Origin of the sequence: Motilimonas sp. E26 (genome assembly GCF_021278025.1) — a bacterium.
Classification (GTDB): domain Bacteria; phylum Pseudomonadota; class Gammaproteobacteria; order Enterobacterales; family CBDFNC01; genus Motilimonas.
The window spans coordinates 1-24,194 of record NZ_JAIBHJ010000024.1 but is presented as its reverse complement, the minus strand read 5'-3'; the positions used below and the strand labels follow the sequence as shown (position 1 = coordinate 24,194).

At 43.0% G+C, this 24,194-nt stretch carries 24 protein-coding genes and 1 tRNA gene; 19 read left to right on the top strand and 6 right to left on the bottom strand.

The genetic code is table 11. The features are described from left to right. Window positions 1-607: 607 nt before the first annotated feature. The 7 genes from K1M91_RS16770 to luxS all read left to right on the top strand — a co-directional run bounded on the left by K1M91_RS16770 (window position 608) and on the right by luxS (window position 7,833). The gene (locus K1M91_RS16770) at window positions 608-847 is read left to right on the top strand and encodes an OadG family transporter subunit (RefSeq protein WP_232803416.1); all 240 of its coding nucleotides are present in this window, start codon (window positions 608-610) and stop codon (window positions 845-847) included. Between the two features lie 38 nt (window positions 848-885). Continuing rightward, window positions 886-2,670 carry a sodium-extruding oxaloacetate decarboxylase subunit alpha gene (gene oadA / locus K1M91_RS16765; protein ID WP_232803415.1) on the top strand — a complete coding sequence of 595 codons (1,785 nt, stop codon included), beginning with the start codon at window positions 886-888 and terminating at the stop codon, window positions 2,668-2,670. A 9-nt stretch (window positions 2,671-2,679) separates the two neighbouring features. After that, a complete protein-coding gene (locus tag K1M91_RS16760; RefSeq protein ID WP_232803414.1) occupies window positions 2,680-3,810 on the top strand; it encodes a sodium ion-translocating decarboxylase subunit beta in 1,131 nt (376 codons plus the stop codon). 500 nt (window positions 3,811-4,310) lie between these two features. After that, window positions 4,311-4,748: a YqaA family protein gene (locus K1M91_RS16755; protein ID WP_232803413.1), complete on the top strand. Its 438-nt coding sequence runs from the start codon at window positions 4,311-4,313 to the stop codon at window positions 4,746-4,748. Between the two features lie 222 nt (window positions 4,749-4,970). Then, entirely contained in the window at window positions 4,971-6,530 is a 1,560-nt protein-coding gene (gene gshA, locus K1M91_RS16750) for a glutamate--cysteine ligase (RefSeq protein WP_232803412.1), read from the top strand. 97 nt (window positions 6,531-6,627) lie between these two features. Continuing rightward, window positions 6,628-7,251, top strand: a complete 624-nt coding sequence (locus K1M91_RS16745) for a hypothetical protein (protein WP_232803411.1) — start codon at window positions 6,628-6,630, stop codon at window positions 7,249-7,251. A 72-nt stretch (window positions 7,252-7,323) separates the two neighbouring features. Then, window positions 7,324-7,833, top strand: coding sequence for an S-ribosylhomocysteine lyase (gene luxS / locus K1M91_RS16740; protein ID WP_232803410.1), 510 nt, complete (start codon window positions 7,324-7,326; stop codon window positions 7,831-7,833). Window positions 7,834-7,891: 58 nt separating this feature from the next. On the opposite strand, the gene K1M91_RS16735 is transcribed toward luxS, so the two are convergent. Both K1M91_RS16735 and ccsA read right to left on the bottom strand, forming a co-directional pair. Continuing rightward, a complete protein-coding gene (locus tag K1M91_RS16735) occupies window positions 7,892-9,166 on the bottom strand; it encodes a CNNM domain-containing protein (protein WP_232803409.1) in 1,275 nt (424 codons plus the stop codon). 49 nt (window positions 9,167-9,215) lie between these two features. Then, window positions 9,216-9,998, bottom strand: a complete 783-nt coding sequence (gene ccsA / locus K1M91_RS16730) for a cytochrome c biogenesis protein CcsA (protein ID WP_232803408.1) — start codon at window positions 9,996-9,998, stop codon at window positions 9,216-9,218. A 230-nt stretch (window positions 9,999-10,228) separates the two neighbouring features. Between ccsA and ffh the strand changes: the two genes are divergently transcribed. The 5 genes from ffh to rplS all read left to right on the top strand — a co-directional run bounded on the left by ffh (window position 10,229) and on the right by rplS (window position 13,789). Continuing rightward, entirely contained in the window at window positions 10,229-11,605 is a 1,377-nt protein-coding gene (gene ffh / locus K1M91_RS16725) for a signal recognition particle protein (protein WP_232803407.1), read from the top strand. A 222-nt stretch (window positions 11,606-11,827) separates the two neighbouring features. Beyond that, window positions 11,828-12,076 carry a 30S ribosomal protein S16 gene (gene rpsP, locus K1M91_RS16720; protein WP_232803406.1) on the top strand — a complete coding sequence of 83 codons (249 nt, stop codon included), beginning with the start codon at window positions 11,828-11,830 and terminating at the stop codon, window positions 12,074-12,076. A gap of 24 nt (window positions 12,077-12,100) precedes the next feature. Further along, window positions 12,101-12,628 (top strand): ribosome maturation factor RimM, encoded by a 528-nt coding sequence (rimM, locus tag K1M91_RS16715; RefSeq protein WP_232803405.1) that lies wholly within the window; start codon window positions 12,101-12,103, stop codon window positions 12,626-12,628. A gap of 21 nt (window positions 12,629-12,649) precedes the next feature. Continuing rightward, on the top strand, window positions 12,650-13,396 hold the full coding sequence (trmD, locus tag K1M91_RS16710; RefSeq protein WP_232803404.1) for a tRNA (guanosine(37)-N1)-methyltransferase TrmD: 747 nt from the start codon (window positions 12,650-12,652) through the stop codon (window positions 13,394-13,396). A 39-nt stretch (window positions 13,397-13,435) separates the two neighbouring features. Then, the gene (gene rplS, locus K1M91_RS16705; RefSeq protein WP_232803403.1) at window positions 13,436-13,789 is read left to right on the top strand and encodes a 50S ribosomal protein L19; all 354 of its coding nucleotides are present in this window, start codon (window positions 13,436-13,438) and stop codon (window positions 13,787-13,789) included. A 92-nt stretch (window positions 13,790-13,881) separates the two neighbouring features. On the opposite strand, the gene K1M91_RS16700 is transcribed toward rplS, so the two are convergent. Both K1M91_RS16700 and mutH read right to left on the bottom strand, forming a co-directional pair. Next, window positions 13,882-14,205 carry an isoamylase early set domain-containing protein gene (locus tag K1M91_RS16700; protein ID WP_232803402.1) on the bottom strand — a complete coding sequence of 108 codons (324 nt, stop codon included), beginning with the start codon at window positions 14,203-14,205 and terminating at the stop codon, window positions 13,882-13,884. Window positions 14,206-14,293: 88 nt separating this feature from the next. Continuing rightward, window positions 14,294-14,962 carry a DNA mismatch repair endonuclease MutH gene (gene mutH / locus K1M91_RS16695; RefSeq protein ID WP_232803401.1) on the bottom strand — a complete coding sequence of 223 codons (669 nt, stop codon included), beginning with the start codon at window positions 14,960-14,962 and terminating at the stop codon, window positions 14,294-14,296. 772 nt (window positions 14,963-15,734) lie between these two features. Here mutH and rppH point away from each other — a divergent pair. The 3 genes from rppH to lgt all read left to right on the top strand — a co-directional run bounded on the left by rppH (window position 15,735) and on the right by lgt (window position 19,512). Continuing rightward, the gene (gene rppH / locus K1M91_RS16690) at window positions 15,735-16,289 is read left to right on the top strand and encodes an RNA pyrophosphohydrolase (protein WP_232803400.1); all 555 of its coding nucleotides are present in this window, start codon (window positions 15,735-15,737) and stop codon (window positions 16,287-16,289) included. 29 nt (window positions 16,290-16,318) lie between these two features. After that, window positions 16,319-18,586 (top strand): phosphoenolpyruvate--protein phosphotransferase, encoded by a 2,268-nt coding sequence (ptsP, locus tag K1M91_RS16685; protein WP_232803399.1) that lies wholly within the window; start codon window positions 16,319-16,321, stop codon window positions 18,584-18,586. A gap of 113 nt (window positions 18,587-18,699) precedes the next feature. Next, on the top strand, window positions 18,700-19,512 hold the full coding sequence (gene lgt / locus K1M91_RS16680; RefSeq protein WP_232803398.1) for a prolipoprotein diacylglyceryl transferase: 813 nt from the start codon (window positions 18,700-18,702) through the stop codon (window positions 19,510-19,512). Window positions 19,513-19,591: 79 nt separating this feature from the next. Here lgt and K1M91_RS16675 read toward each other — a convergent pair whose 3' ends face one another. Next, window positions 19,592-20,443: a thymidylate synthase gene (locus K1M91_RS16675; protein ID WP_232803397.1), complete on the bottom strand. Its 852-nt coding sequence runs from the start codon at window positions 20,441-20,443 to the stop codon at window positions 19,592-19,594. A 131-nt stretch (window positions 20,444-20,574) separates the two neighbouring features. Beyond that, the gene (gene trmB, locus K1M91_RS16670; RefSeq protein ID WP_232803396.1) at window positions 20,575-21,291 is read right to left on the bottom strand and encodes a tRNA (guanosine(46)-N7)-methyltransferase TrmB; all 717 of its coding nucleotides are present in this window, start codon (window positions 21,289-21,291) and stop codon (window positions 20,575-20,577) included. Between the two features lie 182 nt (window positions 21,292-21,473). Here trmB and mutY point away from each other — a divergent pair, with 182 nt between their 5' ends. The 4 genes from mutY to K1M91_RS16650 all read left to right on the top strand — a co-directional run bounded on the left by mutY (window position 21,474) and on the right by K1M91_RS16650 (window position 24,193). Then, entirely contained in the window at window positions 21,474-22,544 is a 1,071-nt protein-coding gene (gene mutY / locus K1M91_RS16665) for an A/G-specific adenine glycosylase (protein ID WP_232803395.1), read from the top strand. 2 nt (window positions 22,545-22,546) lie between these two features. After that, window positions 22,547-22,819, top strand: coding sequence for an oxidative damage protection protein (locus tag K1M91_RS16660; RefSeq protein WP_232803394.1), 273 nt, complete (start codon window positions 22,547-22,549; stop codon window positions 22,817-22,819). A 9-nt stretch (window positions 22,820-22,828) separates the two neighbouring features. After that, window positions 22,829-23,965: a membrane-bound lytic murein transglycosylase MltC gene (gene mltC / locus K1M91_RS16655; protein ID WP_282561176.1), complete on the top strand. Its 1,137-nt coding sequence runs from the start codon at window positions 22,829-22,831 to the stop codon at window positions 23,963-23,965. Between the two features lie 152 nt (window positions 23,966-24,117). Next, window positions 24,118-24,193, top strand: a tRNA-Phe gene (locus K1M91_RS16650). Window position 24,194: the final 1 nt, after the last annotated feature.

Here is a 24,194-nt window from a genome sequence, read left to right as displayed (position 1 = left end):
ACTTTCCTCTTAGACTTCTCCACTATACATTTCCGTTCCCAAATAAGCTTTATGTTCTGTTAATTTTTTGTTGCAATCTATTTGCCTGAATGTTGAATTTTTGTGGTATTTATTCATTTTTATTCATTTTGAAAATATTTATAAATGCTGGTGTAACGGTCGACCAAAAATGATCGAATGTGAACATCCTGAAATGTTTGCGCATTCAACTTATTAAACTGTTTTTTAGTTTTTTATTAGTGTTATATTTTTAATTGGTTGTGATTTTTAGTTGTACTTGCCTAATTTGAGATATTTAGATCTCACAGGGGTTTTATAATTAAGTAAAATAAGTAGACTTAGTGGCTTTTGAAAAATCGTACTTGTTGGCTTTTTCACCAACAAATGTTGTTTTTTTACAGATAGCTCAACCTCATTAGTTATCAATGTCTCAAAGATAGCTCGTCAAAGAATGTCTCCGCTAAGGAATTTGATGGCTAACTCAATATAATAAAAATATAAAAACGACTTATTAGTGAATATTTATTCATTGTGAGTTTGACTTTTTTAAGGTCTAGGTAATAATGCTTACGAATTATTATTTAGGCCCGAATGGACGTAATAAATTATGGATATTACTGAACTGTTATTAGAAGCAGGGAACTTGATGCTGGTCGGCATGATTTCAGTGTTTTTGTTTCTTGGCCTATTAGTTATTGTTGTTCAACAAATGGCTAAACTTTGTCCCGTTGAATCCGCGCCTGTAGCAGCAAAAAAGCCAACGGCACAACCTCAGCCAGCAACATTGAATCCAAAATTAATAGCAGCCATCACAAGTGCGGTACAACAGTACCGTGAAAATAAGTAACTTGGTTCTAAGAAAACTTTTTAAAGGAGCACAACGTCATGTCTAAGCCTCTCGCTATAACTGAAGTGGTATTGCGCGACGCACACCAGTCGCTGTTTGCGACGCGTATGCGGATCGAAGATATGCTACCGATTGCAGAGAAACTCGATAAAATGGGCTTTTGGTCTCTAGAGACTTGGGGCGGCGCAACATTTGACGCCTGTATCCGTTATTTGGGTGAAGATCCTTGGGAGCGCATTCGTAAGCTAAAACAAGCGATGCCTAACACTAAGCATCAGATGCTGTTACGTGGGCAAAACCTGTTAGGTTACCGCCACTATGCTGATGATGTTGTAGAAAAATTCGTTGAGCGAGCTCATACCAATGGTGTTGATGTGTTTCGTATCTTTGATGCGATGAATGATGTGCGCAACTTCCAAACTGCAGTAAAAGCTGCTGTTAATGTTGGTGCCCATGCACAAGGTACGATTTCTTACACAACTAGCCCAGTACACACAGTGGATACTTGGGTAGATATGGCGAAACGCTTACAAGACATGGGCGCTCACTCTATCTGTATTAAAGATATGGCGGGCCTGCTTAAGCCTTATGTTGCCGAGGAGTTGGTTACTCGCATTAAAGAAACTGTCGATCTACCGTTAGCCTTACACTGTCATGCTACGACCGGTTTAAGTATTGCGACTCAGCAAAAAGCCATTGATAGTGGTATTGATATTCTTGATACGGCTATTTCTTCAATGAGTATGACTTACGGTCATTCACCAACGGAAACCATTGTCTCTATTGTAGAAGGTACCGAGCGAGATACTGGCTTAGACCTACATGCTCTCGAAGATATTGCTTCTTACTTCCGTGAAGTACGCAAAAAATACGTGAAGTTTGAAGGTGCTCTGAAAGGTGTTGATTCACGTATTTTGATAGCTCAAGTGCCGGGTGGCATGCTAACAAATATGGAAAGTCAGCTTAAAGAGCAAGGCGCGGGCGATCGTTTAGATGAAGTATTAAAAGAAATTCCACGTGTACGTGAAGATCTTGGCTTTATTCCCCTTGTTACTCCTACATCGCAAATTGTTGGCACCCAAGCTGTGATTAACGTACTAATGGGTGAACGCTACAAAAACATCACTAAGGAAACCGCGGGTGTACTTAAGGGTGAGTACGGCGCTACGCCTGCTGCAGTTAATACCGAACTACAACAGCGTGTATTAGAAGGCGAGGAAGTCATTACTTGTCGCCCTGCTGATTTACTTGAGCCAGAGTTAGCAGCATTAACTGCTGAGTTCTTAGGCAAAGCAAAAGAGAAAGGTATTAAGGTTGCTGAAAACGAAGTGGATGATGCGCTTATTTACGCGTTATTCCCACAAGTAGGCCTTAAGTTTTTAGAGAATCGTAATAATCCTGACGCATTTGAGCCAGTGCCAAGTGCCGATGATATGAAGCCTGCGGCTGCGCCGCGTACTGAAGCTGAAACCTACGCGGTTAAAGTGGATGGTCAGGTATTTAATGTTGAAGTGGGCCCTGCGGGTAGTATTGAAACCATCACGCCAGTGGGTGGGGCACCAGTTGCTGTTGATTCAGCTGCTGCCGCGCCTGTTGCTGCAAATGGTCCAGCAGAAGATATTACCTCGCCATTATCAGGCACTATTTTTAAAGTGTTAGTGCAACAAGGTGAGCAAGTGAGTGAAGGTGACGTACTGTTGATTATGGAAGCGATGAAGATGGAAACTGAAATCAGAGCGGTTCGATCAGGTACGGTACAAGCGATTCATGTTCGTGAAGGCGATTCAGTTGCAGTTGGCGATGCCCTGCTAGCGCTGGCATAAGGAGTTCCAGTGGAAGGTTTATTAACCCTTTGGCACGATACCGGTATCTACCATTTCGAGTGGAAACAGCTCGTAATGATGGCGGTGGGTGCTTTATTACTTTACTTAGCGATAGTGCGTAAGTTTGAACCATTGTTATTATTGCCGATTGGCTTTGGCGCTATTTTAGCCAATATTCCCAATGCCGGTTTTACCGATGAAGGTGGCATACTTTACTACATCTACCATATTGGTATTGAAACGGGTGTATTCCCGTTACTTATCTTTATGGGTGTGGGCGCGATGACAGACTTTGGTGCGCTAATCGCTAACCCTAAAATGTTATTTTTGGGTGCGGCAGCGCAATTTGGTATTTTTGCTACCCTGTTTGGTGCGATTTTACTGAACGCTATCCCTGGTTTTGAGTTCTCTATGCAAGACGCTTCCGCTATCGCCATTATTGGTGGTGCGGATGGCCCAACGGCGATATTCCTCGCGTCCAAGCTTGCCCCTCACTTGTTAGGTGCGATTGCGGTAGCGGCATATTCTTACATGGCGCTAGTCCCTTTGATTCAACCGCCTATCATGCGTGCTTTAACCTCTGAGAAAGAGCGTGCTATTCAGATGGAGCAGTTACGCCCAGTAAGCAAGCGTGAGAAAATTCTATTTCCGCTATTGGTGCTGTTTGCTTGTATCTTGTTATTACCAGCAGCAACGCCGCTTGTGGGCATGTTCTGTTTAGGTAATCTGATGCGTGAATCTGGCGTTGTAGATCGTTTAAGCAATGCGGCGCAAAATGAAATTATTAATGCGGTAACTATTTTCTTAGGCTTGGCTGTTGGATCTAAGTTATCAGCCAAATATTTCTTAACCCTAGAAACATTAGGCATTTTGGTGCTTGGCGCGGTGGCGTTTGCAATTGGTACTGCTTCGGGTGTATTGATGGCGAAACTAATGAGCCGAATGTCGGGCGGTAAGATTAACCCATTATTAGGAGCTGCGGGTGTATCAGCGGTGCCAATGGCGGCGCGAGTGGTGAATAAAGTGGGCCTAGAAGCTAACCCACAAAACTTCTTACTGATGCATGCTATGGGCCCTAACGTGGCTGGCGTACTCGGTAGTGCTGTCGCCGCTGGTGTGTTACTGGCTTTGGTTGGTTAATCTTTGTTTAATCAGATAAGCATTTAATAAAAGGTGGCTTGGCCACCTTTTTTATTGCCCCCCGCTTAGTTCTCGTTGGTTAAGGCCGGTTTTTAGCTTATTTTTATGTTCGTGTTAAATGAAGCATTAAAGTAAAAAAGCCTATTAAAAAGACAGACAGGCCAGCTATCCAGTAAAAACCTTTCGCACCTTGCTTAATTGATAAACCATGGTAATGCAGAAAACCCAGCCAAAGTAATGAGATAACCAGGGGGATTAAAAACATTCTCGCCATTGTAGCGCTCCTTGGGTGCATAATTTGTCGTTGTTTAGCTTACGTTTGAGTTGCCACATCTGCTCTATTTATATCAAAAAACATTGCATTAGGGGTGATAGCATCGTCTGAGTTGGCAACCTTTAATCGGACTTTACGTTAAAAATCGATTCCTTCGCCTCGCTTAAGCTTAGATTAACGAACAAATTTGATAAACTGGCGCCACTTGTTCTTTTGGTTGATTAAAATGTTCGAAACTGTGTTAACGCACACAATGTCACTATGGGGTTTGTTTAGTCTGAGCTTTATCGCTGCGACCTTATTACCTGCAGGCTCTGAAGTATTACTCACTGCTATGATCTTGGCTGAACAATATTCAGTGTACAGTTTGATCGCAGTGGCAACTATAGGTAATACATTGGGTGGATTTCTCACTTACTATTTTGGTTGGTTAGCGCGCTGTTATCAAAAGAACTTAGAAATTAAGCAACAGAAAGTCATCATTTATATGCAACGTTATGGTATTTATTGTTTATTATTTAGCTGGTTACCTATTTTCGGTGATATTTTTTGTTTTGCGGCTGGCTGGTTGAAATTAAATCGCTACTGGTCAGGTTTATTACTATTGCTTGGTAAGCTGTTGCGTTACTCATTTATTGCTTTGATTGCTCAAGGTTTTATCTGAGCCAAAGTATGGCCGAAAACTTGTAATATGAAGCGACTGCCCCAATATACGGTAGCAAATATATTATTATGCGCATTTACCTGTTAGCGGTTTAGGTAAGTGTTTTCTGCAGCTTGCTGTAAGTGAATCAGAGTGACATGATGTGACTCTTCTATTTGTTTAGGCGCCAGCGACTATTACTCTTATGAATAAGACTGGTGTGACATAAACTAAGGCTTTATCTTGAATTCAAAATTTAATGAACAACTTGAGCTGTTAAAGGCTACTCCTGGTGCATTGACTGGGATCAATCGAGGCATAGAGCGGGAAAGCTTACGCGTTTCCAGTAATGGGCAGTTGGCGCAAACACCTCACCCTGAGTCATTAGGTAAAGCATTAACTCATTCGACCATCACCACTGATTTTGCTGAGAGCTTACTAGAATTTATTACGCCAGTATCTACTTCAACCTCGGTCTTATTTGAACAATTACAAGACATACATCATTACACGGTGAAAAACTTGGGCCAAGAGCAACTCTGGCCAATGAGCATGCCTTGTTACTGCGCAGGTGAAGACCAAATAGAGCTCGCGCAATACGGTACCTCTAATATCGGCAAAATGAAAACCACTTACCGCGAAGGCTTAAAAAATCGTTACGGTAGTATGATGCAGATTATTTCCGGTGTGCATTACAACTTCTCTTTGCCGCAGCAGTTTTGGCAATTAAAGCAAGCGCCAGGAATGAGTGAGCAAGATAAAGCCTCAGCTGGCTATATGGCTTTAGTGCGTAATTTTTACCGTTTTGGCTGGGTTATTCCTTATTTGTTTGGTGCTTCACCAGCCCTTTGTAGTTCATTTTTACAAGGTAAAAAGAGCAGCTTACCATTTGAAGCTCTTGGCAAAGGAACGGTTTATCTACCTTATGCGACGTCTTTACGTTTGAGTGATTTGGGCTATACCAATAGCAGTCAAGCTGATTTGTGTGTGAGTTATAATGCGCTTGACTCTTATCTTCATTCGGTCGAAAAAGCCGTCAATGCACATTCGTTAGCTTTTGAAAAAATTGGCGTGAAAGAAAACGGTCAATATAAGCAGTTAAACGCTAATATGCTGCAAATCGAGAATGAACTTTACGCGCCGATCCGTCCTAAGCGTGTCACGTTTGCCAATGAAAAGCCGCGTCATGCACTGGCGGCGCGTGGTATAGAATACATTGAAGTGCGGTCACTGGATGTTAATCCCTTCTCTGCAGTGGGTATCACTCCTTTGCAGTCTTATTTCTTAGATGTTTTTCTCACTTGGTGCGCCCTTAAGCCGTCGGCTGAATTTGATCCATCGCGTTGTAATGAATATAAAGGTAACTTTACAAAGGTGGTTCTTGAGGGCCGAAAACCAGGCATTGCTCTTGAAATTAGCCGTGAAGAATTAACCATACCTCAGTGGGGTGAAAAACTGATGCTTGAATGGCGTGAAGTGGCGGCAATGCTTGATCGCGATAACAACACTCAATCATTTAGCGCCGCTTTAACCGAGTTAGCGCCAAGCTTTGCTGACCCTGAACTCACCTTGTCTGGGCAGCTATTGAAAGAACTAAAATCATTAGAAATAGATAATGGTGAATTTGCCATCAAATTATCGAATCAATACAAACAAGAGCTAGCCTCAGGCTCTTATCAATATTGGAATGAAGATGACTTTACCCAGTTTAGAGTGGAGTCTACGGCTAAGCAGCAAGCAATAGAGTCAGCAGACAAAGTCGGGTTTGATGAGTTCCTTGAGCAATATTTCGCTAAGGCTTAAAAGCAGCAGATAAAAAAACAGGAGCCTTACGGCTCCTGAAAACAATGAAAAAAACAATTCTTGCACTAGTAAGGCAACAATAGGGGCAAAGAGTTCAATGGGAATACTAAAAAATACAAAATATTTTTTTCTGCTTGTTTGTGTGTCTTTATTGGTTGCATGTAGCTCGTCCCCACCACGTAATCCCGAAAATTTATGTGAAATATTCCAAGAAAAGCGTAATTGGTACACGGCTGCGAAAGACATGGAAGATAAATGGGGCACGCCTATTCATGTGCCAATGGCCATGATGTATCAAGAAAGTAGTTTTAAACACGATGCTGCGCCACCAATGGAATACTTTCTGTTTATCCCCATTGGAAGAGCCAGTAGTGCTTATGGCTACAGCCAGGCTAAAACCTTAACTTGGCAGGATTATACTCGTGAAACGGGCAATAGTTGGGCTAGTCGGGATGATTTTGCTGATGCCATTGATTTTATGGGGTGGTTTACCACCAAGACCCATAAAATTAATGGCGTGTCTAAGTGGGATGCTTACCGCCAATACCTTAACTATCATGAGGGATGGGGTGGCTATAAAAAAGGCAGTTATAACAAAAAACCGTGGTTAATTAAGGTGTCAAAGAAAGTGGACCAACGCGCGAAGCGCTATGCCCAGCAGTTAAAGCAGTGTCAAGATGACCTAAATTCCGGCTGGTTTTGGCGTACTTTCTTTAGCTAAAACCCAATAATCAACTAGATCCTAGTGGCGGCTTTGGTTAGAGTAGCGCGATAACTATGAAGGAGAAACAAGATGCCATTATTAGATAGCTTCACTGTGGACCATACCAAAATGAATGCGCCCGCAGTGCGTGTGGCTAAAACCATGAAAACACCAGGGCAAGATACGATTACCGTATTCGACCTGCGTTTTTGTGTACCAAATGAAGAACTACTATCAGAGAAAGGTATCCACACCTTAGAGCACTTATTTGCCGGTTTTATCCGTCAGCATCTAAACAGCGATACGGTAGAGATTATTGATGTCTCTCCTATGGGATGTCGTACTGGCTTCTACATGAGCCTCATTGGCGCGCCATCTGAGCAAACTGTTGCCGACAGCTGGTTGGCAGCAATGCAAGATGTGCTGCTTGTACAAAACCAAGATGAAATCCCTGAGCTTAATGAATATCAATGTGGCACGTTTGTGATGCACTCTCTAGATGAAGCAAAAGCGATTGCTAAAACAATTATCGAGCGTGGTATTGGCGTGAACCAAAATGATGAATTGGCGCTGCCGAAAGAATTGCTTGAAAAGCTGTAATAAGTAAATCCAGTTATTAAAAACGGGCTAATATTCTATTGGATATTAGCCCATTTTTTTATTCATTCTCTTGGTATAAGTGAGGAATGATCCGTACCAACTTGACCATATTATTTTCAACTTCGACCACTTCAATGGGATAACCAAATAAACGTACACTGATATTGGGAGCAGGAATGTCTTCTAGGTATTCCAGAATTAAACCATTTAAGGTTTTTGGCCCATCGGTTGGGAATTGCCAGTTCATTTCCTTGTTTATATCACGAATACTGATACCTCCCTCAACCAAGAAGCTGCCATCTTCTTGTTGATGAATTTCTTCTGACACTTCAGGCGTGATGCTGGTGGTAAAATCTCCCACTATTTCTTCGAGCAAATCCTCTAGTGTGACTAAGCCTTGAATATCACCATATTCGTCTATTACTAAGCCAATACGCTGTTTTCTGCGCTGAAACTTGAGTAACTGAGTGTTCAATGGGGTGCCTTCTGGAATGAAGTACAGCTCTTTTACACTGCGCAGTAGGGTGGTTTTATCGAGCTGTTCTTTAAGCATCATACGCAAGGTATCTTTGGCATGAATAAAGCCAACGGCATCATCGATATTGTCACGGTACAATAAAATTCGCGTGTGAGGTGACTGCGTTAGCTGGCGTAAAATCAGCTCCCAATCATCATTGATATCGATACCGGCAATGTCGCTGCGTGGTATCATGATATCCTCTACCGCAACTTGCTCTAAATCTAAGATACTTAGCAACATCTCTTGGTGGCGCTTAGGGATCATCGCGCCAGCTTCATGAACGATAGTGCGTAGCTCATCTGGGGATAAATGATCATCACCGCCATTGGCGCTGTCTATGCGCAGCAGCTTGAGTAAACCATTAGATAAAAAGTTAACAAACCACACCACAGGGGTGAAAATCTTCTGCAGTGGGCGCAGTAATAATGAGCTTGGAAACGCTATTTTTTCGGGGTATAACGCCGCCAATGTTTTGGGGGTTACTTCTGCAAAAATCAATAAGGCTAAGGTCAAAGCGCCAGTGGCGATGGCGATACCTGCATCACCAAATAGTCGTTGGCCTATGATGGTGGCAATAGCAGAAGCTAAAATATTAACTAAATTGTTACCAATGAGAATTAAGCCGATTAACTTGTCAGGGCGTTGTAGTAACTTTTCGACCCGTATTGCACTTTTATTATTCTGTTTAACAAGGTGGCGCAGTCGGTAGCGATTTATCGCCATCATGCCGGTTTCAGAACTGGAAAAATACGCTGACATTAAGATCAACAGACCTAAAATGGCAAACAGTACTTCGGTCGATATGGTATCCAATGTGGATCCTCTTGGTAGTCAATAAATGGGTTAAAAATTGAGTAGCAGCTTAAGTTAAGATTATTTCTTTGACAAAACGGCTGCCAAAATAGGCTAAGGTAAGCACAAAGGCACCTATAACCGTGGCATAAATGACAGGTTTTCCGCGCCAGCCTTTAATATAATGACCCCATAGTAAAGTCACATATAAAAACCACGCAATAATAGAAAGTATCGCCTTATGAGCCTTTCCTTGGGCAAACATATCATCTAAAAAAATAAAACCAGTCGCGAGAGATAAGCTTAGCAAGATGGTGCCAATCAATATTAATTGAAAAAGCTGCTTTTCTACTGTCATCAGTGGCGGCAGGGCTGGATGAAACAAGGGTTTACGTTTTTGTTTTAACTGGTAATCCAAATAACCGAGTTGAGTCGCAAATAAACCAGCGATCATCAAGGTCGAATAAGCTAATAAGGCAATGCTTATATGCACAACTATCTCTGGTCGGCTCTCAAGGTGAGTAATATAATTAGAGGGCAGTAAAGTAGCCGCGCCTAAATTGACCATGGCAAAACCGTAAGCAACAGGCAGTATCACCCAAACTCGGATACGAAGTGCGGCGCTGGATAACACTAAGCAAACGATCAAGCTGACCAGTGCGGCAACGTTGATTAAGGATAAGTTTTGCCCTGACGCAATAAAAATATCTTGGTATAGCCAAGCTCCTTGCAGCGCGATGGCGCTATAAGCACAGCCGAGAACTAAGAACTTGTTGGGGCCTTGATGGTGCAATAACCGACTTAAGCACGCGATAGTCGCGATTGCGTAAAGTGCTAAAGCAAAAATAGACATCACTTCCATTAACGTAATTTACCCTTTAATTTAAGCTGCCAGTATAACCTGTGGGCTCAGCTTGAGCCAACAAATCAAAGGATAATCCAGTTACTTAACGCCTATTGTGGCTAACATTTGTGAGGCAAAAGGGGTGATTGGTTAAAACTAAGGCACTTGATACTGTGTTGTATTAAGTTACTTAAGGGTATAATCCTTCTAATTTATTAGATAAGTTTGTTGAGAAAACCATGTTTGAGAATCTGACTGACAGACTGTCGCGCTCACTGAAAAATATCAGTGGTCGTGGCCGATTAACTGAAGACAATATTAAAGATACCTTACGTGAAGTAAGAATGGCCCTACTTGAAGCCGACGTGGCACTGCCCGTTGTGCGTGAATTTGTCGCTAAGGTTAAAGAAAGAGCGGTAGGTCAAGAAGTCACTAAAAGCTTAAGCCCTGGACAAGTATTTATTAAAATCGTGCAGTCTGAGCTTGAAGCTGCGATGGGTGACGCCAATGAAAAACTAGATTTAGCTGCTCAGCCCCCGGCCATTTTACTGATGGCGGGTTTACAAGGTGCTGGTAAAACCACTTCGGTGGCTAAATTAGCTAAATTCTTAAAAGAGCGTGAAAAAAAATCGGTACTGGTGGTTAGTGCTGACGTATACCGCCCAGCAGCAATCAAACAGTTGGAAACCTTAGCAAGCGAAGTGCAAGTTGAGTTTTTCCCAAGTGATATTTCGCAAAAGCCGATTGATATTGCTAACGCGGCAATTACTCATGCGAAAAAGCAGTTTATTGATGTGGTTATTGTGGATACAGCGGGTCGTTTACACGTTGATGAAAGCATGATGACCGAGATCATCGATCTGCATAAAGCGATTGATCCTGTCGAAACGCTCTTCGTAGTCGATGCTATGACGGGTCAAGATGCCGCGAACACTGCCCGAGCTTTTAATGAATCATTGCCATTAACTGGTGTGATTTTGACTAAGGCCGATGGTGATGCCCGTGGTGGTGCGGCACTTTCTATTCGTCAAATTACCGGTAAGCCGATTAAGTTTATGGGTATGGGCGAGAAAATTGATGCGTTAGAGCCCTTCTACCCCGATCGTATTGCCTCTCGAATCTTAGGCATGGGCGACGTACTGTCTTTAATCGAAGAGATCGAGCAAAAAGTTGATAAAGACAAAGCGGCGAAACTGGCTAAGAAAGTACAAAAAGGCAAAGGTTTTGATTTAGAAGACTTCCGCGAGCAGCTAGTGCAAATGAAAAGCATGGGCGGCATGATGGGCATGATGGATAAACTGCCGGGAATGGGGCAGCTTCCTGACGCGGTAAAAGACCAAGTGAACGATAAGCTAACGGTGCAAATGGAAGCCATCATTAATTCCATGACACCGGGAGAGCGTGCTCGCCCTGAAATCATCAAAGGTTCGCGTAAACGTCGTATTGCTGCAGGCTCGGGTACATCTATTCAAGAAGTAAACAAGTTGCTAAAACAGTTTACGCAGATGCAAAAAATGATGAAAAAAATGTCTGGTAAGGGCGGTATGCGTAAAATGATGGGGCGCATGCAAGGTATGATGCCGCCGGGCATGATGAAAGGCAAAGGTCCATTTTAATCCCTTAGCGCTATGAACGGCTGTTGCCATGACACAAAAAAAGGGAACCGAGTTCCCTTTTTTTGTGTCTGCCGCTTGACCTTACCTGTTAAATAGCCATTCAACAGGTAAGGAATCAGTTGCTTTTATAGAGAATAAGAGTACAATTTTGCGGCTTTCTACAAAGTGGGGGGTCTGAAATTTTTTCAGGCTCAGTAGTTTTTCAAAATATATGAGGACGATATGGTTACCATTCGTTTAGCTCGTGGCGGCGCAAAAAAGCGTCCATTTTATCAGGTTGTAGTAGCTGACAGCCGTAATGCAGCAACTGGTCGTTACATTGAGAAAGTAGGTTTCTTTAACCCTACTGCTCGCGGTAGCGAAGAGCCGCTTCGTTTAAACAACGAGCGTATTGAGCACTGGGTGTCTCAAGGCGCAACGCTTAGCGCACGTGTTGCTAAGCTGGTTAAAGACAGCCAAAAAGCTGCTTAATCAATTAGGTATAGGGGAAATTTAGTGAGTGAACAAGCAGACCAGATTGTTGTTGGTAAGTTTGGTGCCGTATACGGTATTAAGGGCTGGCTAAAAATACATTCCTATACTGACGACCCCGAAGGTGTCTTTGACTACAAGCCTTGGCATGTTGAATACCAAGGGCGACAAAAAGAAGTTCAAGTAACTGAATACCGTCGCCATAGTAAAACTTGGATTGCAAAAGTTGCAGGTTTTGACGTTAGAGAAGACGCTCAAGCCCTTGTTGGATTAGAGATCTTGGTTAGCGATGACCAACTTCCTGATCTTGATGATGGGGTTTATTGGCGTGATTTGATGGGATGTCAGGTAAAAACGACCCAAGGTTACGACCTAGGTGTAGTGGCTGACATGATGGAAACAGGCTCAAATGATGTGCTTGTTGTTAAATCCAACCCGACAGATGCCTTTGGCAAAAAAGAACGGTTAATTCCGTATCTTGAACAGCAGGTAATTATCCAAGTGGATATTGCCAACAAATTTATTGAAGTAGACTGGGATCCAGGATTCTAGGTTACTCCGAGGAGTCATTCTATGTGGTTAGGGGTCATTAGCCTCTTCCCGGACATGTTTCGGGCCATAACAGAACACGGAGTAACAGGTAGGGCTGTGAAGCAGCAACTGCTTGAATTCCAATGTTGGAATCCAAGGGATTTCACCACAGATAAACATAAAACTGTCGATGACAGACCTTATGGTGGTGGCCCTGGTATGTTGATGATGGTTGAGCCTTTGCGCCAAGCCATTCATGCAGCAAAAGCCGCAGCGGAGCAAGCAGGGATCGAGGCGAAGGTAATTTACCTTTCACCTCAAGGACGAAAACTAGAACAAAGTGGCGTTAAAGAGTTGGCACAAAATCAAGGTTTGATTTTAGTGGCAGGTCGCTACGAAGGGATAGATGAGCGTATAATCCAAACCGAAATCGATGAAGAGTGGTCGATAGGTGATTATGTGTTAACGGGCGGCGAATTGCCTGCCATGACCTTAATTGATGCTGTGGTACGTTTTGTACCGGGTGTTTTAGGTCATGCTGCATCAGCTGAGCAAGATTCATTTTCCGATGGATTATTGGATTGCCCACATTACACCCGTCCTGAGATGCTAGGAGATTTAGCGGTGCCACCGGTATTACTGAGTGGTAATCACGAAAAGATCCGACAATGGCGGCTAACGCAGTCATTAGGCCGTACCTGGGAACGAAGACCAGAACTTATTAACAACCTAGCTCTGACTGACGAACAAGCACGCTTGTTAGCTGAATACATCAGTGACTCTGAGTAACAGCAATCGTATCAGTTTATCTAGGCAGAGGTTTTTAAAATGAGCAACATCATTAAACAGCTCGAAGACGAGCAGTTAAAAAAAGATCTACCTACATTCGCACCTGGTGACACTGTAGTAGTTCAAGTTAAAGTTAAAGAAGGCGACAAAGAGCGTCTTCAGGCTTTTGAAGGTTTCGTATTAGCTAAGCGTAACCGCGGCTTACACTCTTCTTTCACTGTTCGTAAAATTTCTAACGGTGAAGGCGTTGAGCGTGTATTCCAAACTCATAGCCCAATTGTAGATAGCATTACAGTTAAACGTCGTGGTGATGTACGTCAAGCTAAGCTTTACTACATGCGCGGTCGTACTGGTAAAGCAGCTCGTATCAAAGAGAAGCTTGGTAAAAAGTAAGACTAAAAAAGGCTCGCATTGCGAGCCTTTTTTTCATTTGTTAATTGGTAATCTTTGCTTTATCAAGTTGCGCTTCAATGGATTTATTGCTGTCACACTTGTACACTAATCACTGAATTGTCCGTGCCGAATTCATTTCTTTTATAACCATCCGCTTGTACATCATTCTCAAACACTTCAGAGCCATCAGAATTGACGAATCTGTATTTGTATTCAAATTCAGCCTGATTGTCAGTAGGGATATCTATGGTTGCCTTAAACTTACCATTTTTGAACTTCTGCAATTCAAGGGGTTGCCATTGATTGAACTCAGCGAGTAAAAACACTTGTTCGGCTGCTGCTGCCGTTTCTTTTTCTATTTCAAATGTCACTTTGACTTGAGGCTTAGATTTTAGAAAGCGCTTCTTCACGGGCATGGATACCTCCTCAGGTATAACAATCACTAATAACAAAAATAACAATATCTTATCATAACGATTATTAACGGCATTAGTTAAGTAAATATTAAACTAAAAAGTAACTTTGTAAAATTTGTGACGTGAACTCCTTCTTTAAATAGAATCCACGTGGTCGTGTTTGGATCCGTTGCCCATTGTTTCCTATTGCTGACGTAAGTGCTTTACCATTGGCGGCTTTAGGTCGTAGTTGTAATACTTGGCCATGGCGAGCGGTGATCTGCTCTATATCACCAAGAGCAATGCGATCCATTAATTCTTCCCAATCTTGTTGCAATAACATCTCTTCTTGTTGACTGGGCTGCCAAAGCAAGGGGGAGCCGACGCGGCGCTGGCCAAGTGGTATTTCTCTACGTCCTTCCACTGGCATCCAAAGGACACAGCTAAGCTTATTTTTCACATTGCTATTGGCCCAACTCAAGCCTGCAATATTCAAAAGGGGAGCAACGCAAACAAATGTAGTTTCAAGTGGCTGCCCATGCTCGTTAATAGGAATTGTTTTGAGCTCAACCCCTAGTTCAGGGAAGTCTTGCTCAGGCTTCGAGCCAGCCAATGCACCTAAGTGATGCTCAATTAATTGGCCAACCCAGCCTTTATCGCGGCGTAAATCTTTTGGTAGTGGCCAACCTGCGCTGGCTGCTAATTGCGCTAAATTGAGCCCTGCTATTTGTTGGGCTCGTTGCATGAGTTGCTCAATAGATTGAGGAGAAGACGCCATAATAAAGTCGACAAATAAAAGTATTATACCTTTTTGCGAGCCGAGCTGCATTTGCTGTTTTTTTGTTCGATCTTGCTTGCTAAGTTTTTATGTGGTGACTATTTTCTATCTCTATGATTTTTATGTTTTTTTATGTTTTTTATTTGCTTGACTTATAGCAAGTAAACTATTTTTTGGCGTTTTACTGTAAATATAAGTTTGCGTACACAAGTTTATCCACAGAAACTCTGGATAACTTATAAAACCACGACTATTTTATTCACAATTTGACTGTTGCTGCCTTGTTGAATGAGATGTTGGACGAAAAAATGGCACATTATCGACTATTTATTTCAAAATTTTGTGAATAACTTAGTCGGTGGTCGAAATGTGTCCATTGGTTTTTATACACATAGAAGGGATTTATTATGACACTGTTTATAAAACCAGTTTTCTAGATTTTTACGTTTTTTGTTTTTTTATCTGTTTGTTTTTTAATTCTTTATTTTTTATTTGTCAGCAGCTAATACAAACCAAGATAAACTAAATAAACATAGTGCGTGACAAAATACCGAATTCTTAACAGACTTATGCACAGAATTAGTGAAGAAGTTGAAATGAATTTGTGGTGTGTTGACGGATTGGTGTGTATAAGTGAAGCTATGTATTGAAGTTATCCATAAAGTGTGAGCCGCTATACGTTTGGCACGGGTCAACGTGTATCTTGTTTGCTGCAATCGCGGGAATATGAAAGAATCTAAAGTATTAGAGATCAAGCCCAATAGGTGCATAAGTGATTGATGCCGATGGTTATCGTCCAAATGTAGGCATTATTATCTGTAACCCTAGTGGTCAGGTAATGTGGGCTAAGCGTTTTGGACAGCATTCTTGGCAGTTTCCGCAAGGTGGAGTCAATGAAGGTGAAAGTGCCGAACAAGCTATGTTTCGTGAGCTTTACGAAGAGGTAGGGCTGGAAAAACATGAAGTAAAAATCTTAGCTGTAAGTCGAAGTTGGCTAAGATATAAGTTACCAAAACGTTTAGTGAGATGGGATTCTAAACCTGTATGTATCGGACAAAAACAAAAATGGTTTTTATTGACGCTACAAGCAAAGGAATCCAAAGTTAATTTAAGTGCTTGTGGGCACCCTGAATTTGATGATTGGCGCTGGGTTAGTTATTGGTATCCGGTTCGTCAAGTTGTGTCATTTAAACGGGACGTGTATCGCCGAGTGATGAAAGAGTTTTGCCCGACAGCATTGCCTTTTAACCGTCCTGAAGCTGAGCCCAAAAAACGCAAAGAAAAACGCAAACGTTTTACTAAAAAATATCGAAAATCAGCCAAGTAATCGATGACTAATACCCCGTAGGAGGTGATGTGTTAACGCAACTTAGAGAGATAGTAGAGCATGTTAATTTAGCTGACTCTCTAGAGGATGCTATGGGGGTTTTGGTCAGCGAGATCCGTCAGGTGATGCAGGTTGATTGTTGCTCAGTATATCTAGCTCACGATTCTTTAAGTCACTTCACTCTTGCCGCAACAGATGGGTTAGCCGCAAGTGCGGTAGGTAATACTCACATTGATTTTAGTGAAGGGGTGGTGGGGTTGGTGGGGCAAAAAGAAGAGCCGCTCAATTTAGCCGATGTACAAATTCACCCTCGTTTTAAATACTTACCTGAAGTGCAAGAAGACGATTTTCGCGCCTTTTTAGGCGCGCCTATTATTCACCAGCGCAAAGTGCTGGGCGTTTTAGTTGTACAACAAAGATGCGCGCGTGAATATGACATAAATGAAGAGTCGTTTATTGTTACGCTCGCGGCACAGTTGGCCAATGTGATTGCTCACTCCCAAGCTAAAGGCATGTTTTCCTCCCCCAATCCCCAGAGAAAAACGATTCGCTCAATTAAAGGTATTGCTGGTAGTCCTGGTATAGCAATAGCGAAAGCCCAAGTCATCACGCCTCAAGTTACCCTTGATATGATAGAGATTGAACCATCTCAAGATATTGATGGTGAGTTAGTTCGCTTTACCTCTGCGGTGCAGCAGAGTATCGAAGAAATCAAGGGCATCGCATTTCGCCTTAAGGGACAATTACCTAAAGAAGCCTTAGCCATTTTTGATATTTACCAGCATATGCTCGCTGAAGTGAGTTTGTCTGGCGAAATCAAAGGCGAAATTCGCACTGGCCTAAAAGCCACCGCGGCGGTTAAGCAGGTAGCTGTTAGATACATTCAACAGTTTAAGGCAATGTCAGACCCCTATTTAAGAGAGCGAGCGACGGATACTAAGGATGTCTGTCAACGTTTAATTAATCATTTGATTGGCCTTGAGCCTGCCGCTTTGATAGCCGATGAGTTGATTTTAGTGGCTGAAGAGGTCACCGCAACTATGTTGGCGAATGTCCCGAAAGAAAAGCTAAAGGGCATCGTTTCGGTCAAAGGCTCTGCTAACTCACATGCTGCTATTTTAGCGCGCGCTTTGGGGATCCCGGCCTTAATGGGGATGTCAGTGCCGATTGAAAAGCTTAGCCACAATCTGCTTATTCTTGATGGCTACAGTGGCGAATTATATGTCTCGCCTGAGCAAGCGGTACAAAATGAATACGAAGGGTTGCTAGCGGAAGAAAAGCAGCTTGATAGTATTATGCTAGATTGTCTTGAAGCACCAGCAGTGACTCGAGATGGCATTAAAATTGAGATGTTGTTAAACGCGGGTTTAAGTGCTGACACCGAAATAGCCATAAATGAATTTGCTGATGGTGTGGGGTTGTATCGCACTGAAGTGCCTTTTATGCTCACTGAGAGCTTTCCCACCGAGCAAGAGCAAACCGAGCGCTACCGTGGCATTTTACACACTTATGCCGCAAAACCAGTCACCATGCGCACGCTGGATGTGGGCGGTGATAAGCAGTTACCTTATTTTCCTATTATTGAAGAAAACCCTTTTCTAGGTTGGCGTGGAATTCGTCTAACTCTCGATCATCCGGAAATATTTTTGGTGCAGATAAAGGCCATGCTTCGTGCCAGTATTGGCTTAAATAATTTACAAATTATGCTGCCCATGATCAGTGGGGTTAGCGAAGTTGACGATTCGATCCGCTTAATTAATCAAGCATGGAATGAAATTAAAGAACGAGCTGAGGCGCAAGGTGAGATTTTAAGAAAACCAAAACTAGGCGTGATGTTAGAAGTACCCTCTGCCTTGTACATCTTGCCGCAACTGGCGAAACGAGTCGATTTCTGGTCGATAGGCAGTAACGATTTAACCCAATACCTACTGGCTGTTGATCGAAATAATCCTCGTGTCGCAAATATTTTTGATAGTTTTCACCCGGCAGTACTACAAGCTTTGCAGCATATTATTGCCCAAGCTAAACAACATAAGGTGCCAGTGAGTTTATGTGGTGAGTTGGCTGGCGATCCGTTAGGCGCAGTGATTTTAATGGCGATGGGATACACCAAGCTCAGTATGAATACTTACAATATTGCACGGATTAAATTTGTGATTCGCCATGTTTCAGTTAAAGAGTTGCAAGCTTTGTTAGGACAGGCATATGAGCTGGATTCCGGTAAAGAGGTGCGGGCTTTGTTTGCCCAATATCTCGAAGCCCAAGGTCTTGGAGGCTTAGTGCGAGCAGGGCGTTAAATTTTTTTCCTGCGCTAGCCGTGTGATTTTGTTATGACAATGGCGCTCTTCCCTTGTTATTACAGCTATTTGATAGCAAAATGCTGTTTTTATTATTCAAGGTTCGCGCTCTTATGTCTGAAACGTTTTGGTCTTTCCCGCAAATAGACCCTATCATATTTAGTGTTGGCCCGCTGGCTGTACGCTGGTATGGGGTGATGTATCTGGTTGGTTTTGCTTTTGCTATGTGGATGGCTAACCGTCGCGCCATGAAACCAGGATCGGGCTGGACTAAAGATGAGGTCAGTGACGTTTTATTTTACGGCTTTCTAGGCGTGATTTTAGGCGGCCGTATGGGCTATGTGCTGTTTTATCAAACTAGCCTATTTCTTGATAATCCGCTTTATCTCTTCAAAATTTGGGAGGGCGGGATGTCTTTCCATGGTGGTTTATTAGGCGTTATTGTGGCGATGTTTTGGTTTGCGAAAAAAACTAATCGCAAATTTTTTACCATTGCTGATTTTATTGCGCCGCTGATCCCTGTTGGACTTGGTGCCGGCCGTTTTGGTAATTTTATTAATGGTGAATTATGGGGGCGTGTCACAGATAGTCCTTGGGGCATGGTATTTCCAGGTGCAGGTGCGTTGCCACGACATCCGTCGCAGCTTTATGAGTTTGCTTTAGAAGGCGTGGTGTTATTTTTTATTTTGTACTTCTACTCGCGTAAACCGCGCCCTCTTGGCGCTATTTCTGGCTTGTTTTTACTTGGCTATGGCACGTTCCGTTTTATTATTGAATTTGCCCGTGAGCCAGACGCGCACTTAGGCTTGTTAACCGCAGGTTTAAGTATGGGGCAGTTGTTATCGCTACCCATGATGATAGCTGGGCTTATATTTATGATTTGGGCTTATAAGCAGCCGACTAAACCTGAATTGAAAACAAGTTAATTACTTTATTGATGTGAAGTATTGAGATATTTGAGGTAATAAAAGGGAGTATGGCGATACTCCCTTTTTTGTGGCTAGCTTATACCGAGAACGGGTACTTAATTGCTTCGTGATGTTGGTAATCTTCTACCGCAAAGTCATCAAGGGTAACCCAAGTTTCAAGATCTTCTAACGTTTTTATTTTAGGGTTAATGATTAACTTAGGCGCGGGCAATGGCTCGCGTTTAAGTTGTACATCACGCATTAATTCAAGCTGATCTTCATAAATATGGGCGTTTACAATTTTGTGGTAGGCCTGTCCGGCTTTTTTACCGGTAATTTGCGCCATGATTGCTAAGAAGAAATACACTTGCACCATGTTGAAATTTAGCCCCAGCGGCACATCACAAGAGCGTTGTGTGCTATTTAGGTACAAGGTGTCACCTAGAAGTGAAAAGTGGTGGCTGTACATGCAGGGGCGCAAACAGCCCATATCAAATACACCGGGGTGATAGAAGGTGAATATCTCGCCGCGATTGTCGATACCATTGCTCAGATCATCTACTATTTGACGTAGTAAATCGACGCTACCACCATCGGGTTTAGGGAAATTGCGAGCCACTTTTCCGTAGATAAAGCCACAATCGTCGGGGCCTTTGCGATGGGGATTCGCCAGCCAATCAGGATTATCGTTGGCATTGGCATCCCACGTTTTGGTGCCAATTTTTCTAAAATCAGCTGCGTTATCGTAGCCTCGAATATAACCGAGTAATTCGGCAATGGCTGATTTCCAAAAACTCTTGCGAGTGGTGACCAGTGGAAACTCGCCTGTTGCGACATCATAAGTTAAATCGGCATTGATCACGGTTAAACAACGCTTACCCGTGCGTTTGTTATCAACCCAGACGCCGTCATCAACGATACGCTGGCATAACTCCAAATATTGTCTCATTTTATTTCAACTTCTTATATTTTGTAATAGCGTCATCCTAGCTGTTACAGGCAAAGATGCTTTTTGCAAAGCAATCAAGGATGGCCTGAGTGCTCTGCTGAGTAATGCTTTATTCAGCAAGAGGTGCTTGACTAGAGCGTCACTTTCTTAAAGATCAAGTCCCACACACCATGACCTAAACGGTGGCCGCGGCTTTCAAATTTAGTCAGTGGACGCCAATCTGGGCGTGGCACGTAATCGTTGGTGTCAGACGTATTTTCAAAACCCGGCGCTTCTGTTAGCTCAAGTAGCATGTGCTCGGCATAGTTTTCCCAATCGGTTGCCATATGAATGATACCACCCGCCACTAATTTTTGATGGATGCAGGCTAAAAATTCTGGCTGCACAATGCGGCGTTTATGATGGCGTGCTTTGTGCCAGGGATCAGGGAAATAAAGCTGAAAGGTGGACAATGAGTTATCTGGGATCATATCCGCTAACACTTCAACCGCGTCGTGTTCAAATACCCGTAAGTTGTTAATACCTGCTTCCGCAGCATCGGCTAAACAAGCACCAACCCCCGGACCGTGCACTTCAATGCCAATGTAATCGTATTCTGGGTTGTTTTTTGCCATTTCTACTAATGACTTACCCATGCCAAAGCCGACTTCCAGTACGCGCGGTGCTTGGCGGTCAAACACTGCGTCTAAATCAAGTAGCTTCTTTTCATAGGTTAGGCCCATAGTGGGCAAGTATTGCTCTTTGGCATTGCTTTGGCGCTGGGTCATACGACCTTCACGTTTAACAAAACTGCGAATTCGACGCATTTGCTTAGGTTGTTCTTCAGGTTTGTTATCGTTATCGCTCATGGCAAATACCTTTAAATAGTCCACATTCGTTAAATTAGCTTAACGCACGCAAGGGGGATTTGGTTTAATTGCACGCATTATCCAAACTTCTCTTCGTTTAGCAAGCTTGGCAAGTATTACTGCTGGAGTCTCTTTACCAGCTTGTTTATGCTACCCACAAATGAAAAATAGAGAGCAGTTTTGTGGATAATGTCGCCTTTGCCAACCGTATATTAACTTGGTATGACCAACACGGACGTAAAACCCTACCTTGGCAGCTAGCTAAAACGCCGTATTCGGTTTGGATTTCCGAAATTATGTTGCAGCAAACTCAAGTCGCCACTGTGATCCCGTATTATCAGAAATTTATGCAATCCTTCCCCGATGTGGTTGCCCTTGCTAATGCGCCGCAAGATGAAGTGCTGCATCATTGGAGTGGTTTAGGTTATTACGCTCGTGCACGTAATTTACATAAAGCGGCGCAGCAAATTCGCGATCAGTTTGGTGGTGAATTTCCGCGTGATTTTGATGATGTACTCGCCTTGCCGGGCATAGGTCGCTCCACCGCAGGTGCGGTGTTATCTCTTTCCCTTGACCAATACCATCCTATTTTAGATGGTAATGTGAAACGCACGTTAGCGCGCCATCAAGCCATTGAGGGCTGGCCTGGAAAAAAGCCGGTCGAAGCGATTTTATGGCAGCTAAGTGAGCTTTGCACCCCAAGAGAGGGAGTGGCTCAGTTTAATCAAGCCATGATGGACATGGGCGCAACCATTTGCACCCGCAGTAAGCCAAAGTGTGATGTTTGCCCTGTTGCCAGTGATTGTAAGGCGCTCGCTCTTGGTCAACCCACTGCGTTTCCTCACTCTAAGCCAAAGAAAACTCAGCCGATAAAGCGCGCGCGACTGATTATTGTCCGCGACGGCAATCAAGTATGGCTGGAGCAGCGCCCGCCAACGGGAATTTGGGGCTCGCTTTGGTGTTTTCCGCAAGCTGAAGACGAGCAGCAGCAGCAAGATATTTTGACGAGACTAGGGGCCGAGCAATACGAAACTCAGCTACTGCCTGAGTTTCGTCATACCTTTAGCCATTACCATTTTGATATTCAGCCGGTGCTGGTGGATGTTTCCTTATGGAATACGCGTCAGGTGATGGAAGCTGATGGCGCTCTCTGGTATAACTTGAACCAACCCCAAACTATTGGCTTGGCTGCGGCAACGCAAAAGTTGCTTGATAGTACGCCGTTACAACTTGTCTCAGATGTCAGAGGATAACCATGGCTAGAACCGTTTTATGTGCCCGTTTAAAAAAAGAATTACCCGGCTTAGATTTTCAATTAATCCCCGGTGAAGTAGGCAAACGTGTGTTTGATAATATTTCCAAGGAAGCGTGGTCAGAATGGCAAAAGAAACAAACCATGCTGATCAACGAGAAAAAACTGAGTTTAATGAATTTAGAAGATCGTAAATTTCTTGAAGCGGAAATGGTGAAATACCTATTTGAAGGCCAAGAAGTTGACATTGAAGGTTATACGCCACCTGCTCCATAGGCCAAAGCATTGAATAAAACCCTTCTATTCGTTCCCGCGCTGCTGTTAGCAGCGTGTGCGAGCAATCAACAAAAATCTGAGCAAAGCGATTTAGAGCAGTTTTTGGCGCAGCGCCAGGATTATTACCAGAAGAATCCACAAAGCGCTGACAAAGACGTAGAGGGCTTTGAGAGCCTAGTTAATCACTTTGCTGATCGCGTTTATGTTACTTGGGGGCAAAGTGACAGTATATTTGCCAGCAGCAAGCATTATGTAAAGTACACGGATAACTACCAAAGTCGCGCGCAAATAGATTTCGACAATGGTGTTATCACCATAGAAACCATTGCCAAAGACCAGCCTAATGAGCATTTGCACCAAGCGATAGTGGCTACTTTACTTACACCTGATGATCCCGCTTCGGTCGATATTTTTTCCGCCAAAGAAGTCGATGCAGTTGGCGGTAAGCCATTTTTGTATGGCCAAGTTGAAGATCATGAAGGGCAACCGATTCAATGGGGTTGGCGTGCTAATCGTTTTGCCGATTATTTGTTATCGACTCAAGTGGTGCGCGAATATCGACAAGTGGGAGAGGTGTGGTCGGTCAGCTTTGATTTAGTTCGAGATCACCAAGCACTTCGTGAATATAAATACGCGCAGTTAGTGAAAAAATACAGTCAGAAGTACGACATTGATGAGAGCTTAATTTATGCGGTAATGAAAACCGAAAGTAGCTTTAATCCTTATGCGGTATCCCATGCTAACGCTTATGGCTTGATGCAAGTGGTACCATCAACGGCGGGGCGTGATGTATTTGAGAAGATAAAATTGCGTGACGGCGAACCTTCAAGGCAGTATTTATTTGATCCGGAAAATAACATAGATATTGGCACCGCGTATTTACATATTTTAAAGACACGTTACTTAAAAGAGATCACAGATCCAGAATCGTTACGCTTTGCTATTATCTCTGCGTACAACGGCGGTGCGGGGAATGTGTTAAAAACGTTTCACTCTGACCGAAAACAAGCACCGAATGTAATTAATAGCCGTTCAAGTGCACAAGTTTATCAATCTTTGACCAATGACCACCCATCAGCCGAGTCTAGACGCTATTTGTACAAAGTAAATAAAGCGCAAAAAGCATTTTATTCAGGTAGAAGTTAATTACCGTTAACTATGTTTATTGAGTTAAATGACAAAAGCTGCTGCTTTTTGAATCGAACTGGTGAAAGCTTGTGCAAACAGTTCAACTTAGTATTAAAAATGAAAAAAACAGTTGACGGTTGGAAGCAAAATCTATTTAATACGGCTCCGTCGCCCAGATAGCTCAGTCGGTAGAGCAGGGGATTGAAAATCCCCGTGTCCGTGGTTCAATTCCGCGTCTGGGCACCAT

Excerpts from the sequence above, each read along its gene's own strand:
- K1M91_RS16770 (WP_232803416.1), top strand. The coding sequence starts at position 608 with ATGGATATTACTGAACTGTTATTAGAAGCAGGGAACTTGATGCTGGTC.
- oadA (WP_232803415.1), top strand. The coding sequence starts at position 886 with ATGTCTAAGCCTCTCGCTATAACTGAAGTGGTATTGCGCGACGCACAC.
- K1M91_RS16755 (WP_232803413.1), top strand. The coding sequence starts at position 4,311 with ATGTTCGAAACTGTGTTAACGCACACAATGTCACTATGGGGTTTGTTT.
- K1M91_RS16745 (WP_232803411.1), top strand. The coding sequence starts at position 6,628 with ATGGGAATACTAAAAAATACAAAATATTTTTTTCTGCTTGTTTGTGTG.
- luxS (WP_232803410.1), top strand. The coding sequence starts at position 7,324 with ATGCCATTATTAGATAGCTTCACTGTGGACCATACCAAAATGAATGCG.
- ccsA (WP_232803408.1), bottom strand. The coding sequence starts at position 9,998 with ATGTCTATTTTTGCTTTAGCACTTTACGCAATCGCGACTATCGCGTGC.
- ffh (WP_232803407.1), top strand. The coding sequence starts at position 10,229 with ATGTTTGAGAATCTGACTGACAGACTGTCGCGCTCACTGAAAAATATC.
- rpsP (WP_232803406.1), top strand. The coding sequence starts at position 11,828 with ATGGTTACCATTCGTTTAGCTCGTGGCGGCGCAAAAAAGCGTCCATTT.
- trmD (WP_232803404.1), top strand. The coding sequence starts at position 12,650 with ATGTGGTTAGGGGTCATTAGCCTCTTCCCGGACATGTTTCGGGCCATA.
- rplS (WP_232803403.1), top strand. The coding sequence starts at position 13,436 with ATGAGCAACATCATTAAACAGCTCGAAGACGAGCAGTTAAAAAAAGAT.
- K1M91_RS16700 (WP_232803402.1), bottom strand. The coding sequence starts at position 14,205 with ATGCCCGTGAAGAAGCGCTTTCTAAAATCTAAGCCTCAAGTCAAAGTG.
- mutH (WP_232803401.1), bottom strand. The coding sequence starts at position 14,962 with ATGGCGTCTTCTCCTCAATCTATTGAGCAACTCATGCAACGAGCCCAA.
- lgt (WP_232803398.1), top strand. The coding sequence starts at position 18,700 with ATGTCTGAAACGTTTTGGTCTTTCCCGCAAATAGACCCTATCATATTT.
- K1M91_RS16675 (WP_232803397.1), bottom strand. The coding sequence starts at position 20,443 with ATGAGACAATATTTGGAGTTATGCCAGCGTATCGTTGATGACGGCGTC.
- trmB (WP_232803396.1), bottom strand. The coding sequence starts at position 21,291 with ATGAGCGATAACGATAACAAACCTGAAGAACAACCTAAGCAAATGCGT.
- K1M91_RS16660 (WP_232803394.1), top strand. The coding sequence starts at position 22,547 with ATGGCTAGAACCGTTTTATGTGCCCGTTTAAAAAAAGAATTACCCGGC.